Raw genomic sequence first — 14,543 nt, 5'->3', positions numbered from 1 at the left:
GAGGAGTACAGGAGGGTGGGCCTTGGGTCGTAGGTCGTCGGGCCTGCTCTTCCTGCTGGTCGTGCTGGTCGCCGTGGCGCTGGTGAGCATCGCGGTCGGCTCGAAGGACATCCCGCTCTCCGCCGTGTGGCACGGGCTGTTCACACCGACCGGCGTCGAGGACGACGTGATCGTCCGCGAGCTCCGCGTCCCGCGCACCCTGATCGGCATCGCCGTCGGGATCGCGCTGGGCGTCGGCGGCGCGTTGATGCAGGGCCACACGCGCAACCCGCTGGCGGACCCCGGCATCCTCGGCGTCACGCACGGCGCCGCGCTGGCCGTGGTGCTGTCGATCTTCCTGTTCGGCGTCTCGTCGCTGTACGGCTACATCTGGTTCGCCTTCGCCGGCGCGATGGTCGCGAGCGTGCTGGTCTTCGTGCTCGGTTCGGCCGGGCGTGCGGGTCCATCGCCCGTGACGCTGGCGTTGGCCGGTGCCGCCGTATCGGCGCTGATGAACGGTCTGGTGTCGGCGATCGTGCTGCTCGACCAGCAGTCGCTCGACGCGTTCCGGTTCTGGCAGCTCGGCGGGATCGCCGGCCGCGACCTGTCGGTGCTGACGCAGGTGCTGCCGTTCCTGCTGGCCGGTCTGGTCGTGGCGGCGTTCAACGCGCCGGGGCTCAACGCGCTCTCGCTCGGTGAGGACGTGGCGCGGTCGCTCGGCGTGAACGTCAGCCGCACCCGGTCGTTGGGCATCCTCGCGATCACGCTGCTGGTGGGCGCCGCCGTCGCCGCGTGCGGGCCCATCGGGTTCGTGGGACTCGTCGTGCCGCACATCGCGCGTGCGTTCACCGGGCCGGACTACCGCTGGATCCTGCCGTTCTCGGCGGTGCTCGGCGCGGTCCTGGTCCTCGTGGCCGACGTCGTCGGCCGCGTCGTCGCCCGTCCGTCCGAGGTGGAGGTCGGTGTGGTGCTGGCGCTGCTCGGCGCCCCGTTCTTCATCTTCCTGGTGCGCCGCAAGAGGCTGGTGAAGATTTGACCGCCACCGCGCTGAGGGTCGGGGCCACCTCGTTCAAGCTCCGCCGCCGTCCACTGCTGGTGGTGGCGTGCTCCCTGGTCGTGCTGGCGGCTCTGTTCGTCGCCGACATCATGATCGGCGACTTCCCGCTGACCGCCGCGCAGGTCGTGGACACCCTGCTGGGCGGTGGCTCGCGCCGCGACCAGTTCGTGGTCTTCGAGCTGCGCATGCCCCGCGCGCTGACCGGCCTGCTCGTCGGCGCCGCGCTCGGCCTGTCCGGCGCGATCTTCCAGGCGATCGTGCGCAACCCGCTGGCCTCACCCGACATCCTGGGCGTCACCTGGGGCGCGGGTGCCGGCGCGGTCTCGGTGATCACGTTCGCCGGCTCGCTCGGCGTGGTGACCGGCAGCGCCGCGTCGATCGGCGTGCCGCTGGCGGGCCTGCTCGGCGGCCTGACCGCCGGCCTGCTCGTCTACGCGCTGGCGTGGCGCAAGGGCATCGAGGGCTTCCGGATGGTGCTCGTCGGCATCGGCGTCACCGCCGTGGCCGGCAACTTCACCCATTACCTGCTGACCGTCGGCGACGTCCAGGACGCCGGCCGCGCGATGGTGTGGATCACCGGCTCGCTGAACGGCCGCGGCTGGGAGCACGTCGTCCCGGTGGCGATGGCGCTGGCCGTGCTGGTCCCCGTCGCCCTGGTCGGCGGCCACGTCCTCGGCGCGCTGCAGTTCGGCGACGAGACCACCCGCGGCCTGGGCATCCGCGTGAACCCGGCCCGCTCGTTCCTGATCGTCGTCGCGATCGTCCTGGCCTCCGTCGCCACCGCCGCCGCGGGCCCGATCACGTTCGTCGCGCTGGCCACGCCCCAGATCGCCCTGCGCCTGGCCGGCACCGCCCAGCCCCCGTTGTTCGGCTCGGTCGTCATCGGCGGCGCCCTGGTCATGCTCTCCGACCTGGTCGCACGCACGATCTACCGCACCGAGCTGCCCGTCGGCGTCGTGACGGCGGTGCTCGGCGCCCCCTATCTGATGTACCTGCTGGTTCGGAGCCGCCGGGAGGCGCGGGTATGAGTGTGCGTCTTGAGGCCACGTCGCTGTCGGTCGGTTACGGCGAACGGCTGGTCGTCGACTCGTTGGACCTGGCGGTGCTCGGCGGCACCGTGACGGCCGTGATCGGCCCGAACGGCTGCGGCAAGTCCACGCTGCTGCGCGCACTCGGCCGGTTGCTGCCCGCCCGGTCCGGCGCGGTGCTGCTCGACGGCAAGGCGATCGACTCGATGCCCACGCGCGAGGTGGCGCGGGTGCTCGGCATGCTGCCCCAGGCGCCGTCCGCCCCCGAGGGCCTGACCGTCGCGGACCTGGTCGCCCGCGGCCGGCACCCGCACCAGTCCTGGTACCGGCAGTGGTCCTCGGACGACGCGGCCGCCGTCGACGCGGCCCTGGAGATGACCGGCATCTCCGACCTGGCCGACCGCACCGTGGACGAGTTGTCCGGCGGCCAGCGGCAGCGGGCGTGGATCTCGATGGCGCTCGCCCAGGGCACGGACCTGCTGCTGCTCGACGAACCCACCACGTACCTGGACCTGGCGCACCAGATCGACGTGCTCGACCTCGTGCAGGAGCTGCACGCGTCTATGGGGCGGACCATCGTGATGGTGCTGCACGATCTCAACCTGGCGGCGCGGTACGCGGACCACGTCGTCGCCATGCGCGGTGGGCGGATCGTGGCGCAGGGAACGCCCGCGGAGGTGCTGACCGAGGAGATGCTGCTGGAGGTGTTCGGGCTGGACGCGCGGGTCGTCGAGGACCCGGTGGCCGGAACGCCGCTGGTGGTGCCGGTCGGGTCACGTCACCGCCTGCCGTAGCGCCTGCGGCGGTGCCTCAGGCCGTAGCGCCGCCCATCGGGTGGGGGCGGCGCTCAGCTCAGCTCGTGCGCGGGCAGGCCGTGCACGGCTCGGCGTCCGGCAGCACGTAGTGGAAGCAGCAGGAACGGCGGCGGCGCTTCCAGCCCTCGTCCGTCAGGTGCAGCGTCGACGCGGAGATGAACGGGTCGAGCTTCTCCGGCAGGAGCAGGGCCGCGTCGGTGACGCCCGCTGTCTCGTCGCCGCACACCCGGCCCGCGGCCCAGGGGCCGTACTCCAGCATGTCCGTCGCCGCCGCCCACAGGGTGCGGCGGCCGAAGCGGACCACCTGGCCGAACGAGGTCACGAACTGCGCGGCGTGCGCGGCGTAGCGGGCGCGGAACAGGGCGGCGAGTGCCGCCTCGTTCGCCACGACGGTCGCGGCCGGGTGGTTCGAGGCCGGGTCGTCGGGCAGGCAGGCGAACTCGTCGGAGAGCAGGGCGATGCCGTCGGGGTGCGGGCGGCCCTCCTGGGCGATCCGGAACGCGACGTCCGCGGGCTTGAGGGACGGGATGCGGCGGACGGTGTGGAAGAGCAGGCTCGCGAGGTAGGCGGGGACGTGCAGGTACCAGCCCATCACGTAGCCGGCGGTCGCGCGGTCGTCCGACTCGCCGTGCTGCTCGACCATCCACTCGGCGAGGTCCTTGCGCCAGAGGTCGAAGCGCGACGGCTCGGCCACCAGCTCCGAGCAGATCGTCCAGTCCGACGGGGGGACTCCGAAGCGGATCTCGGTTCCCACGTCCAGGCGGGCGACGGATTCGGCCAGTGGCGTGAACGCACGCGGGTTCTGCTGTGAGACCCTCGCAGGTACGGTCAACGCGCAAGTCCAATCTCAGCGAATGAGGCTTGCCTAACCTTACCTAAAAGGTACCCGATCGCGCCCCCTGAGGTGGGCCCGGTCACAGCAGCGTCGCTCAACGGGGGGTTGTTCGCGCTCAGCGGACATCGCCCGATCTGTGGAATCCGCTGGGCCCGACCTGCGTTGATGCTGATGTCAGAGTTCCACGGACGCGACTGTCCGCTGACGGGAACCACAGGCCTCGGTACCGCCCACTACAGTGGAGCCACGGTGCCGCGCTCACCAGGGTAGATCGGTGGAGCCGAGGACCGCCGACGCAGCAGTCAGGGAGTGCGAATGTTCGAAAGGTTCACCGACCGCGCGAGGCGGGTGGTTGTCCTTGCCCAAGAAGAGGCACGGATGCTCAACCACAACTACATCGGCACCGAGCACATCCTCCTGGGTCTGATCCACGAGGGTGAAGGTGTCGCCGCCAAGGCGCTCGAGTCGTTGGGGATCGCGCTGGAGGGCGTCCGCCAGCAGGTCGAGGAGATCATCGGCCAGGGCCAGCAGGCCCCGAGTGGACACATCCCCTTCACCCCACGCGCGAAGAAGGTCCTGGAGCTGTCGCTGCGCGAGGCGCTGCAGCTCGGACACAACTACATCGGCACCGAGCACATCCTGCTCGGCCTGATCCGCGAGGGCGAGGGCGTTGCTGCGCAGGTCCTCGTGAAGCTGGGCGCCGACCTCAACAGGGTGCGGCAGCAGGTGCTGCAGCTGCTGTCCGGCTACTCGACGGAGAAGGGCTCGTCGGAGGCCCCTGGCCGCGGCGAGGGCACCCCGTCGTCGTCCCTGGTCCTCGACCAGTTCGGGCGCAACCTCACGGCTTCGGCCCGTGAGGGCAAGCTCGACCCGGTGATCGGGCGCACCAAGGAGATCGAGCGGGTCATGCAGGTGCTGTCCCGCCGCACCAAGAACAACCCGGTCCTCATCGGCGAGCCCGGCGTCGGCAAGACGGCCGTCGTCGAGGGCCTGGCGCAGATGGTCGTCAAGGGCGAGGTGCCCGAGACGCTCAAGGACAAGCAGCTCTACACGCTCGACCTCGGCTCGCTGGTCGCGGGCTCGCGCTACCGCGGTGACTTCGAAGAGCGCCTGAAGAAGGTCCTCAAGGAGATTCGCACGCGCGGCGACATCATCCTGTTCATCGACGAGATCCACACGCTCGTCGGCGCGGGTGCCGCCGAGGGCGCGATCGACGCGGCGAGCATCCTCAAGCCGATGCTGGCCCGCGGTGAGCTGCAGACGATCGGTGCCACCACGCTCGACGAGTACCGCAAGCACGTCGAGAAGGACCCCGCGCTGGAGCGCCGCTTCCAGCCGATCCAGGTGGGCGAGCCGTCGCTCGAGCACACCATCGAGATCCTCAAGGGCCTGCGCGACCGGTACGAGGCGCACCACCGCGTCTCCATCACCGACTCCGCGCTCGTCGCCGCCGCCACGCTGGCCGACCGGTACATCAACGACCGGTTCCTGCCGGACAAGGCGATCGACCTCATCGACGAGGCGGGCGCCCGCATGCGCATCCGCCGGATGACCGCGCCGCCGGACCTGCGCGAGTTCGACGAGAAGATCGCGGACGTGCGTCGCGACAAGGAGTCCGCGATCGACGCGCAGGACTTCGAGCGCGCCGCCAAGCTGCGGGACGCGGAGAAGCAGCTCCTGGGCCAGAAGGCCGAGCGGGAGAAGCAGTGGAAGGACGGTGACCTGGACGTCGTCGCGGAGGTCGACGACGAGCAGATTGCCGAGGTCCTCGCCAACTGGACCGGCATCCCGGTGTTCAAGCTCACCGAGGAGGAGACCACGCGTCTGCTCCGCATGGAGGACGAGCTGCACAAGCGGATCATCGGCCAGGTCGACGCGGTCAAGGCCGTGTCGCAGGCGATCCGCCGCACCCGCGCCGGCCTGAAGGACCCGAAGCGCCCCTCCGGCTCGTTCATCTTCGCCGGCCCGTCCGGTGTCGGTAAGACCGAGCTCTCGAAGGCGCTCGCGAACTTCCTGTTCGGCGAGGACGACGCGCTCATCCAGATCGACATGGGCGAGTTCCACGACCGGTACACCGCGTCGCGGCTCTTCGGTGCCCCTCCCGGTTACGTCGGCTACGAAGAGGGCGGCCAGCTCACCGAGAAGGTGCGCCGCAAGCCGTTCTCCGTCGTGCTCTTCGACGAGATCGAGAAGGCCCACCAGGAGGTCTACAACACGCTGCTCCAGGTGCTGGAGGACGGCCGCCTGACCGACGGTCAGGGCCGGACGGTGGACTTCAAGAACACCGTCATCATCTTCACGTCGAACCTGGGCACGTCGGACATCAGCAAGGCCGTCGGCCTCGGCTTCACCTCGGGTCAGGACACCGCGTCCAACTACGAGCGCATGAAGAACAAGGTCAACGACGAGCTGAAGAAGCACTTCCGGCCCGAGTTCCTCAACCGCATCGACGACATCATCGTCTTCCACCAGCTGACTCAGGACGAGATCATCAAGATGGTGGACCTGATGATCGCCCGCGTCGAGACGCAGCTGAAGAACAAGGACATGGCGATCGAGCTGACCGACAGGGCCAAGTCCCTGCTGGCCAAGCGCGGCTTCGACCCGGTGCTGGGCGCCCGCCCGCTGCGCAGGACGATCCAGCGCGAGATCGAGGACACCCTGTCGGAGAAGATCCTGTTCGGCGAGATCCAGCCGGGCCAGATCATCATCACCGACGTCGAGGGCTGGGACGGCGAGTCGGACCAGCACGACAAGGCGAAGTTCGTGTTCCGCGGCGAGGCCAAGCCCACCCGCGTGCCGGACTCGCCCCCGGTCGACCTGACCGCCTCCGCCGCTGCCACCGAGCAGCAGGACGCGCCGGCCGCCGAGAACGAGTGACCGAGCACCACTAGCACGACCGGCACGACCCGAACCGGCCCCCAGGCACACCGCCTGGGGGCCGGTTCGCGTTCGGAGCCGGTGGCCGCGGTCACTCGACCGCGTGGATTTGCCCGTTTCGCCGCCTCGGTGTGCGGCCGCTGCCAGACTGCTGAGCACCGCTGACCCGAGAGTGTTGAGGAGCGTCACGGCAGTGTCGGCCGAGTTTGATCAGCTTGTCGCTCAGTTCGAGCGGTTCCAGGCCCAGATGCACCGCGTGGACCAGCAGTTCGCCGGCATCGGCGAGATGCAGCAGCAGCTCACCGAGCTGGAAGCCGTCGCCACCTCGGCGGACAGGGCGGTCACCGTCGTGGCCGGCCCGTCGGGGTCCATCAGGGACATCCGCCTCACCGACCTGGCCATGCGCCGCCCACCTCACGCACTGGCCGCCGAACTGATGTCCACGCTGCAGAAGGCCGTCGCCGAGGCAGCCCGCCGGCAGGCGGGCATCGTCGAAGGCGCGCTGGGCGATGACATGCACCTCAAGGACCAGGTGCTGGAAACCCAGGCGCAGCTCTTCGGCATGTCCAAGGAGGACCTCGTCCGCGCCACCGCCGAGCAGGACGCGGCCGCGGCCCAGCAGCCGCCCCAGCCGACTCCTCCCGCACCGCCCGTGCCGCCGCGCGCGCCGGTTCCGCCGCCCGTGCCGCAGGCGGGACAGGTCCGGCAGCCGCCACCACCGCCACAACGCCGGCCCGCGCGGGAGTCCCCGGAGGACTTCTCCGACCAGAACGTGCTGCGCGAGGACTCGTGGCAGTCCCGCTCGCAGCAACCACCTTCGCCGGCGCCACCGAAGCAGGGCGGCGGCTACCTCAACCTGTACGACGATGAGGACGGACGATGAGCGGCTTCGACGTCAACCCGGCCGAGCTGACCGCGTTCGCCGGGAAGCTCGACGGTTACCGCAGCGCCGCGAGCGAGCTCGCCGGTCTGGTCGGCCGGTCGGACGTGGGCGGCAAGTCGTGGGGCGTGATCGGCCTGTTCGTCAAGGACGAGTACACGCAGATGCTGAACGACCTGAACGAGCTGTTCAAGGACATGCAGAACGGTTTGCAGTCGGGCGCCGACAAGTTCCGCGGCACCGCGCAGGGCTACCAGGACCAGGAGGACGCGTTGATGCAGATCTTCGACGGGCTCCAGGTCGAGATCGACAGGGGGTAGGCGCGGCATGGCGGAAGAAACCTCGAACGTCAGCGAGGGCGCGCAGAACCTGACCGGCAGCGTCGAGATCACCGTCGGCGAGAAGACCACGGGTGAGAAAGCACTCGAGGCGACGCCGTTCGTCGGCAGCTACCTCAAGACGTCCGAGGCGTTCGAGAAGCGTGGCGAGGCCGGTGGCGCGAGCACGCTGGCGTCCGAGGGCAGCGCGCTGCTCAGCTCGGTCGGCTCGGCGGCGCAGGGCATTGCGGTGGACCCGATCGGCTGGCTGGTCGGTCAGGGGTTGAACTTCCTCATCAGCGTGGTCCAGCCGCTGGAGGATGCGATCCACTTCGTCAGCGGCGACGGCCCGGCGCTGTCGCAGGCCGCCGACAACTTCGGTGCCATCGCCCGGGGTGTCGCCACCCGCCGGGAGAACTTCGACGAGGACCTGTCCAGCTCCGTGCAGACCTGGGGCGGGGAAACGGCCGACATGGCCGCGACCAGGCTGGGTGAGTTCGCGAGTGGCATCAGCGGTGTCGCGGGCCAAGCCGGCGAGCTCGCCCAGATGCTGACGATTTCCAGCATGATCATGCAGATCATCGAGGACATCATCAAGGCGATCCTCACCGAGCTGATCACCTGGTTGATCCTCATCTGGGTCCCGGCGCTCGCCGCCGCCGCACCCAGCTTCGGTGCCTCCACCGCGGCGGCAGGTGCGGCCACCGGTGTGCGTGTCGCGTCCACCGCCGGGCGGGTGTCGCGCATCGTGGCCAAGCTGCGCCAGTTCCTGCAGAAGATCATGGAGTTCCTGCGCAACGTGGGCAGCCGCCTCAAGAACGTGCGGACCGCGTTCCAGAAGTCCATGGCGGACAAGAAGGCCGGTGTCGCGACCGCCGACAAGAACCTGGAGCGCCTCAGCCCGTTCGCGGTGCACCGGCAGTGGGGCGACAAGCTCAACAGCTCCAAGGGCGACGTGGGGGAGCGGATGAAGCACGGTTTCGGCAAGTCGATGGTGGAGGCCGTGGGTGGTGAGGCGCTGGCCCAGGTCAACCCGTCGCACGAGAAGGGCCTGCGCAACATCGCCGCGGTGGAGAAGGCAGCCGAGAACGACCAGATCGGCACAGACGAACCGAAGCACCGGATCCAGGGCTACCTGGACCTCTGACCACGCTGGGGGAGCTGGACGCATGAAACCGTGGGAGCTCAAGCTCGGGCTGTTCGTCCTGATCTTGGTGGTGCTGCTGGCGCTGATGTTCTGGTGGAGGTGGCGGGTCGCCAGGAGGGAAGCCGCCGACCACGCCGCCGACCTGGCCAGGTTCGCGGCGATGATGGGCGGGACCGCGTCGGGTCCGGGCGAGGACGTGAGCGCCTGGTCCGCCGGGCTCCTCCGCCCGTTCGCCCACGAGTACGGCAACGTGATCGCCTGGCTGGGACGCGTTTCCGACTCGCGGTTCGAGCACGCGTTGGACTTCGAACGACACGGGTGGCGCATCCGGGTGACCGAGGCGTCGATCGAGCTGCAGGACCCGACCAACGCCGACGTCGCGAACACCCATCACGAACGCCGTGTCGAGGTGGCCACGTCCGAGCTCCCGCCGCTGAAGCTGGTGGTCCGCTCCCCGGGTGGGGGCGAAGGGGCGCGGAACTGGGCTGGTGAGGCGCCTCGACCGGTCGCGGACGGTGGGTCTCGGGAATGGCGTGAACTGACGCTTCCCGCGGGCCTGGACCGGGCTTTCGCAGCCCTCACCGGTGACCCGCACCGAGCGGCCGCGATGTTCGTCCCGGAGGTGGTGCAGCGGTTGCTCGCCGAGGCCGGTGCGGACGACTTCCACAACCTGACGCTGGAGGGCGGCATCGCCTACTCGGTGCTGCCCGGCCAGATCGACCCCGAGCGCCTGCTGCAGGAGGTCGACGCGATAACCGGTCTGCTGCAGCGTTTTCCGGGTGTGAGACCGAGGAACCCCGCTTCTGCCGCATGAGCACACCGACGTCGTCGGATGCGCAGAAGAGCATCCAGTCCTCGGCTCCCGTTCGTCCCCCTGAGAGTTGGTGTTGAGATCAGGATGCACGAGGGGCCTGACAGTTCCGCGAGGCAACGCAACCGTGCCACCGGCCGTCCCCCGAACGTGGACACCCGGATCGACCTCAGGCAGCCCAGGAACGGCTTCACCACGTTCGTGCTGGTCATCTGCGCCGTCGCGTTCGTGGCGGCGGCGTTGGTGCGGCTGCTGGGCATCGACGGCACCCGGTACATGATCGCCACGACGGCGTTGACGCCGTACATCACGGTGGCGGGGTTGGTCATCGGGTTGTTCGCGTTGTTCCGCAAACGGTGGGTCGTCGGGCTGACGATGACGTTGGTGGCCGTCGTGCTGGTCGCGAACGTGGTGCCGCGGGCGTTCTCGGACCCGCGGCCGAACGTGGTCGGGCAGGAGGTCCGGCTGATGACGTCGAACCTCCTGGTGGGCCAGGCGGACGCCGAGTTCGTGGTCGCGCAGGTCAAGGCCCGCCGGATCGACGTGCTCGCGATGCAGGAGCTGTCGCCCGCGATGGTGCGGGACCTCCAACGCGCCGGGCTCGACCAGGTGCTGCCGAACCAGGTCCTCATCCCGGAGCCGGGCGGGTCGGGCTCCGGCATCGCGTCCCGGTTCCCGCTCACCCGGCGCGACCTCACGCCTCTGGGCACGTTGCGGCAGGCAGGGGCACTGGTCGACCTGCCGGGTGCGCAGGACATCGAGGTGGTGTCGGTGCACCCGCTGCCACCGGTGGTCGACGAGGGGCCGGAGCCGTGGCAGCGCGAGCTGGCCGGGCTGCCGAGCCCCGACTCCACCGGCTCGATGCGGGTGCTCGCGGGCGACTTCAACGCCACGCTGGACCACGTCGGCATGACGCGGTTGCTCAACAAGGGCTACGTCGACGCCGCCGACCAGGTCGGCAAGGGGCTGGTGCACACGTGGCCCAGCCAGAGCGGCATCTGGCCACCGCCGGTCACGATCGACCACGTCCTGGTGGACCCGCGGTGTCCCGTCGACACCGTGGACGTGTTCGACGTCCCGGGCAGCGACCACCGCGCCCTGGTTGCACAGTTCGTTGTACCGCGCTAGCGGGTTGCCGCTACAACGACGGCATGAAGATCCTCGCCACCGCGGCTCTGCTGGGGGGCTTGCTCGCGCCCGCTCAGGCCGAGGAGACCATCAGCTGCCAGGCTCCCGACCCGTTCGACATGCGCGTCCAGGAGCACTACGACTTCGCGTTGCTCTACAAGACGCAGTGCGCGTCCAAGCAGAACTGGGACCGCACCTTCGCCGACGTCACCATCGCGACGGACCGGGTGTCCGTCACGGCCTCGACGGCGCTGGCCGGTGCCATCGTCTCGGTGCGCCACGGCGGCCGGGAGTACATCGGCAGCGGCGGCCACGGGTCGGCGTTGCAGTGGGCCGTCCGCCCGTCGGTCGCGAAGCTCGGTCAAAGTGACGGCCGGCCGCACACCACCGAGTGCTACAACCCGACCCAGGCCGGCAGCCAGAAGGACGACCACGACGAGCCGCCGCCGTTCCACGGCCCCTCCACCAGCGCGCTCACCCGGTTCGAGAAGACCGGACCCACCAGCTACGCCGCCGCGAGCAGGCTGGCGATGTACGTGCCGCTGGGGGAGCGCAGCAAGTTCGACTCGTGCGACCCGGCGCACTACCAGGACCCCGCTCCCGTCGCCGGTGAGGCGGTCAACCCGATGCCGCTCGGGCTGTCGCGGTACTGGCTCAACCCGGACGTGGACGTGCGGGACAACGTCATCCGGCTCGGCGCCGGCCTGCACGTCGAGGACGCGGAACCGGCGGCGCACCTCGGCGAGGTCTACACGACGGTCGTCGCGTACACGCTGAAGGACTTCACCCGCCAGTACACCTACGTCGACGGCGGGGCGGTGCCGTTCGTGGACGACTGGGACCACAAGAACCGCCCGCTGCTGCGCTGCACCGAGGGCGGTGAGCACTGCCTGGGCCTGTACTGGCAGCGCAGCCGGTTCCCGCAGGGCACGGCCTACGCCTACCAGGCGAGCGTCGAGCCGAACGAGTACACCGCGTGGGGCGGCTCGTACACGGTCGAGGTGACGTTCAAGACCACCGGGCAGCGGCACGCCGCACTGGAGGCCTACGCGGCCGTGGGCACCCAGCAGGAGGTCATCGCGACCCTCGACCGATTGAGTCGCGAACTGCCGTGAGGGCTTCGAGGGCGTTCATCGGCAACGAGACGCCCCGGCCGTGCCTGACCTCCGGCTCGCGCGGGTTGATCCTGACCAGCGCACCGGAGGCGGCACTGGCCAGCTCGGCCTGCCGCCGCACGGTCGGCACCGCGGTGCCCGCACCGATCTCGACCACCACCAGCCGCCGCTGCTCCCGCCGCCACCGCGCGAGCGCGTCGAGCTGCGCCTGGCTGCGGTGCGGCACCCAGCCCCAGTCGCCGAACATCAGGATGTTCGGCCTGGCCAGCCCGCCGCAGTTCGGGCACGTCGGCAACGGGTCGAGCGCGCGCATCGACTCCGGGTCGACCTCGACGTCGAACGAGCACTCCCAGACGTCGTCGCAGCACGGTTCCACGCACTGCGAGTGGTGGATCGACCCGTGCACCTCGGCGACGTCGGTGAACCCGGCCCGCTGGAACTGGCCGTCCACATTGGACGTGAAGACGCGCGCACCCCACGACCGCAGGATCGCGAAACCCTCGTGCGGCACGGTGTTGCGGTACAGCGCGAGCCGGTGGCCGTAGAACCCCCACGCGAGCGCGGGGTCGTCGGCGAAGTGCGCCGGGTCGGCGAGCTCCTCGAACCGCAGCCCGAGCCGCTCGTACGGCGGGTAGGCCCGCCAGAACCCCTCGGTGCCGCGGAAGTCGGGCAGCCCGGAGTCCACGCCGATGCCGGCACCGGCGCAGACGAGCACCGCGTCCGCGCCGGCGACCAGCTCAGCGGCTCTCTCGACGGAGGCGCTGTCCACCGCGGTCACTGCTTGGGCTTGCTCCCGAGCACGACCTCGAACTCCAGCAGGTCGGCACCGGACGACACGGGACGCGCGCGCTCACCGGAGTGCGCGGCGGCACCGGCCTGCCCGTCGCGCCACGCGACGAAGTCCTCGTGCGTCTCCCAGTGCGTGACGACGAAGTAGCGGTCCTCGCCCGCGACCGGCCGCAGCAGCTCGAAGCCGAGGAACCCCGGCTGCTCGTCGACCGCGCCGAGACGGGCGGCGAAGCGCTTCTCGAGCTCGGGGCCGTTGCCCTCGGGAACCTTGATCGCGTTGATCTTCACGACTGCCATGCCACCCACACTAGCGGCGGAGTACGCCGGGCAGCAGGTACTGATCACCCGGAATGCCCGAGTCGTGGAACCACGCCTGGAAGAACCCGTCGAGCTGCTGCCCGGACGCCTTCGCGACGTGGTCCTCGAACTGCGGCCAGGACGCGTTGCCGTCGCGGTGCTGCGCGGTCCACGAGCGCAGCGCCGGGAAGAACACGTCGTCACCGACCTGCCTGCGCAGTGCGTGCAGCGCGAAGATGCCCTTGTCGTAGACGCCGCGGAACTCGTTGCCCTGGCCCATGTCGTAGAGCTTCGGCGACCAGAACCGGGTGCTGCCGCGCTTCTGCTCCAGTTCGCGGCGGTAGCGGTCGTCGAGGTCCTCGCCCTCGTACTCGGCCCACAGCCACTGCGAGTACGACGCCAGGCACTCGTTCAGGCAGATGTCCGCCCAGCTCCGCAACGTCACCGAGTCGCCGAACCACTGGTGGGCGTTCTCGTGCACGACGGTCTCCAGGTCCGCCCAGGCCGCGTAGATCGGCCGGGTCTGGGTCTCCAGCGAGAACCCGATCTGGTCGGCGACCCAGATGCTGCCGGCCGCGCGCTGCGGGTACGGGCCGAACTTCGACTCCAGCAGCGCGAGGACCTCCGGCAGCCGCGCCTGGACCGGCTTCTTCTGCGCGGACGTGCCGGGTGCGTAGGCGTCGACCACCGGGGTGCCGCCGGGCAGCTGCGAGCGGACGATCTCCCACCTGTCGATGGCCACCGTGACCAGGTACGTCGCCAGCGGCGTGTCCTCCTGCCAGCGGAACGTCGACCAGCCGCCGTCCTTCGTCACCTCGCCCTCCAGGCCGTTCGACACGACCGACCAGCCATCCGGCACGCGGGCGGCGACCTTCAGCGCGGCCTTGTCGCGCGGGGTGTCGTTGGCGGGGAACCACGTCGTCGCCGAGTGCGGCTGGCCCGCGGCGAACGCGCCACCGGTGGACGAGACCTGCCAGCCGCTGCGGCCCAGCGAAGCGTCGTTGATCGTGGTCGGCTTGCCGCCGTAGGTGACGGCGATGACGAACTGCCCGCCCTTCGCGACCGGTGCGGACGGCGTGATCACGAGCTCGTGGTCGCCCTCCCGCGCGAACTTCGCGGGCCGACCGCCGACCTCGACCCCGCTGACGTCGAGGCCCTCCAGGTCGAGGTTGAACCTGGCCAGGTCGTCCGTCGCGGTCGCGGTGATCGTCGCGACGCCGTCGAGCCGCTGCGAGCCGGGGTCGTAGGTGATCGCGAGGTCGTAGAGCCGCACGTCGTAGCCGCTGTTGCCGTCCGCCGGGTAGTAGGGGTCGCCCGCACCGGCGCCCGCCTCCACCGCGGCCTGCGGTGACGTGTCCTGGCGCTGCTGCTGCGCGGGGTCACCGCCGGGTGTGCGGAACACGACCAGCAGACCGGCGACGAGCACGACCAGCACGAGGGCGACGAGGTACGGACGGGCCTTCAT

General features: G+C 70.2%; 14 protein-coding genes. 10 read left to right on the top strand and 4 right to left on the bottom strand.

Annotated features, from left to right (window positions below):
* The first annotated feature begins 22 nt into the window (after window positions 1-22).
* From ACZ7CF_RS12540 to ACZ7CF_RS12530, 3 genes are read left to right on the top strand one after another with little or no spacing between them, the layout of a single operon-like run.
* Window positions 23-1,015 (top strand): FecCD family ABC transporter permease, encoded by a 993-nt coding sequence (locus ACZ7CF_RS12540; protein WP_360385234.1) that lies wholly within the window; start codon window positions 23-25, stop codon window positions 1,013-1,015.
* On the top strand, window positions 1,012-2,064 hold the full coding sequence (locus ACZ7CF_RS12535; RefSeq protein WP_470369605.1) for a FecCD family ABC transporter permease: 1,053 nt from the start codon (window positions 1,012-1,014) through the stop codon (window positions 2,062-2,064). The genes ACZ7CF_RS12540 and ACZ7CF_RS12535 overlap by 4 nt, the downstream gene beginning before the upstream one ends.
* Window positions 2,061-2,858 (top strand): ABC transporter ATP-binding protein, encoded by a 798-nt coding sequence (locus ACZ7CF_RS12530; protein WP_360385238.1) that lies wholly within the window; start codon window positions 2,061-2,063, stop codon window positions 2,856-2,858. Before ACZ7CF_RS12535 ends, ACZ7CF_RS12530 begins: the two co-directional genes overlap by 4 nt.
* Window positions 2,859-2,916: 58 nt before the next feature.
* On the opposite strand, the gene ACZ7CF_RS12525 is transcribed toward ACZ7CF_RS12530, so the two are convergent.
* Window positions 2,917-3,711 carry a (2Fe-2S)-binding protein gene (locus tag ACZ7CF_RS12525; RefSeq protein ID WP_360385240.1) on the bottom strand — a complete coding sequence of 265 codons (795 nt, stop codon included), beginning with the start codon at window positions 3,709-3,711 and terminating at the stop codon, window positions 2,917-2,919.
* Window positions 3,712-4,029: 318 nt separating this feature from the next.
* Between ACZ7CF_RS12525 and ACZ7CF_RS12520 the strand changes: the two genes are divergently transcribed.
* From ACZ7CF_RS12520 to ACZ7CF_RS12490, 7 genes are all read left to right on the top strand, one after another.
* On the top strand, window positions 4,030-6,594 hold the full coding sequence (locus tag ACZ7CF_RS12520; RefSeq protein WP_360385242.1) for an ATP-dependent Clp protease ATP-binding subunit: 2,565 nt from the start codon (window positions 4,030-4,032) through the stop codon (window positions 6,592-6,594).
* 247 nt (window positions 6,595-6,841) lie between these two features.
* Window positions 6,842-7,477: a YbaB/EbfC family nucleoid-associated protein gene (locus ACZ7CF_RS12515; protein ID WP_470369681.1), complete on the top strand. Its 636-nt coding sequence runs from the start codon at window positions 6,842-6,844 to the stop codon at window positions 7,475-7,477.
* A complete protein-coding gene (locus ACZ7CF_RS12510; RefSeq protein ID WP_470369604.1) occupies window positions 7,474-7,794 on the top strand; it encodes a WXG100 family type VII secretion target in 321 nt (106 codons plus the stop codon). The genes ACZ7CF_RS12515 and ACZ7CF_RS12510 overlap by 4 nt, the downstream gene beginning before the upstream one ends.
* A 7-nt stretch (window positions 7,795-7,801) precedes the next feature.
* On the top strand, window positions 7,802-8,938 hold the full coding sequence (locus ACZ7CF_RS12505) for a hypothetical protein (protein ID WP_470369603.1): 1,137 nt from the start codon (window positions 7,802-7,804) through the stop codon (window positions 8,936-8,938).
* Between the two features lie 22 nt (window positions 8,939-8,960).
* On the top strand, window positions 8,961-9,752 hold the full coding sequence (locus tag ACZ7CF_RS12500; RefSeq protein WP_458429628.1) for a hypothetical protein: 792 nt from the start codon (window positions 8,961-8,963) through the stop codon (window positions 9,750-9,752).
* Between the two features lie 147 nt (window positions 9,753-9,899).
* Window positions 9,900-10,877 (top strand): endonuclease/exonuclease/phosphatase family protein, encoded by a 978-nt coding sequence (locus ACZ7CF_RS12495; protein ID WP_470369602.1) that lies wholly within the window; start codon window positions 9,900-9,902, stop codon window positions 10,875-10,877.
* A gap of 23 nt (window positions 10,878-10,900) precedes the next feature.
* A complete protein-coding gene (locus ACZ7CF_RS12490; protein ID WP_470369601.1) occupies window positions 10,901-11,992 on the top strand; it encodes a hypothetical protein in 1,092 nt (363 codons plus the stop codon).
* On the opposite strand, the gene ACZ7CF_RS12485 is transcribed toward ACZ7CF_RS12490, so the two are convergent.
* From ACZ7CF_RS12485 to ACZ7CF_RS12475, 3 genes are read right to left on the bottom strand one after another with little or no spacing between them, the layout of a single operon-like run.
* Window positions 11,952-12,761 carry an SIR2 family NAD-dependent protein deacylase gene (locus tag ACZ7CF_RS12485; protein ID WP_470369600.1) on the bottom strand — a complete coding sequence of 270 codons (810 nt, stop codon included), beginning with the start codon at window positions 12,759-12,761 and terminating at the stop codon, window positions 11,952-11,954. The genes ACZ7CF_RS12490 and ACZ7CF_RS12485 overlap by 41 nt on opposite strands.
* A 5-nt stretch (window positions 12,762-12,766) precedes the next feature.
* On the bottom strand, window positions 12,767-13,078 hold the full coding sequence (locus ACZ7CF_RS12480; RefSeq protein ID WP_360385256.1) for an antibiotic biosynthesis monooxygenase family protein: 312 nt from the start codon (window positions 13,076-13,078) through the stop codon (window positions 12,767-12,769).
* A gap of 10 nt (window positions 13,079-13,088) precedes the next feature.
* Window positions 13,089-14,543 carry a M1 family metallopeptidase gene (locus tag ACZ7CF_RS12475; RefSeq protein WP_470369599.1) on the bottom strand — a complete coding sequence of 485 codons (1,455 nt, stop codon included), beginning with the start codon at window positions 14,541-14,543 and terminating at the stop codon, window positions 13,089-13,091.

It is taken from the genome of Lentzea sp. NPDC036955, from assembly GCF_055608005.1.
Note: the sequence above shows the minus strand (reverse complement) of the source record. Positions and strands in the feature narration are given on the sequence as shown.

Coding starts and splice junctions, on each gene's coding strand:
- ACZ7CF_RS12475 (WP_470369599.1), bottom strand. CDS start 14,543: ATGAAGGCCCGTCCGTACCTCGTCGCCCTCGTGCTGGTCGTGCTCGTC.
- ACZ7CF_RS12530 (WP_360385238.1), top strand. CDS start 2,061: ATGAGTGTGCGTCTTGAGGCCACGTCGCTGTCGGTCGGTTACGGCGAA.
- ACZ7CF_RS12500 (WP_458429628.1), top strand. CDS start 8,961: ATGAAACCGTGGGAGCTCAAGCTCGGGCTGTTCGTCCTGATCTTGGTG.
- ACZ7CF_RS12505 (WP_470369603.1), top strand. CDS start 7,802: ATGGCGGAAGAAACCTCGAACGTCAGCGAGGGCGCGCAGAACCTGACC.
- ACZ7CF_RS12510 (WP_470369604.1), top strand. CDS start 7,474: ATGAGCGGCTTCGACGTCAACCCGGCCGAGCTGACCGCGTTCGCCGGG.
- ACZ7CF_RS12490 (WP_470369601.1), top strand. CDS start 10,901: ATGAAGATCCTCGCCACCGCGGCTCTGCTGGGGGGCTTGCTCGCGCCC.
- ACZ7CF_RS12515 (WP_470369681.1), top strand. CDS start 6,842: ATGCACCGCGTGGACCAGCAGTTCGCCGGCATCGGCGAGATGCAGCAG.
- ACZ7CF_RS12520 (WP_360385242.1), top strand. CDS start 4,030: ATGTTCGAAAGGTTCACCGACCGCGCGAGGCGGGTGGTTGTCCTTGCC.
- ACZ7CF_RS12480 (WP_360385256.1), bottom strand. CDS start 13,078: ATGGCAGTCGTGAAGATCAACGCGATCAAGGTTCCCGAGGGCAACGGC.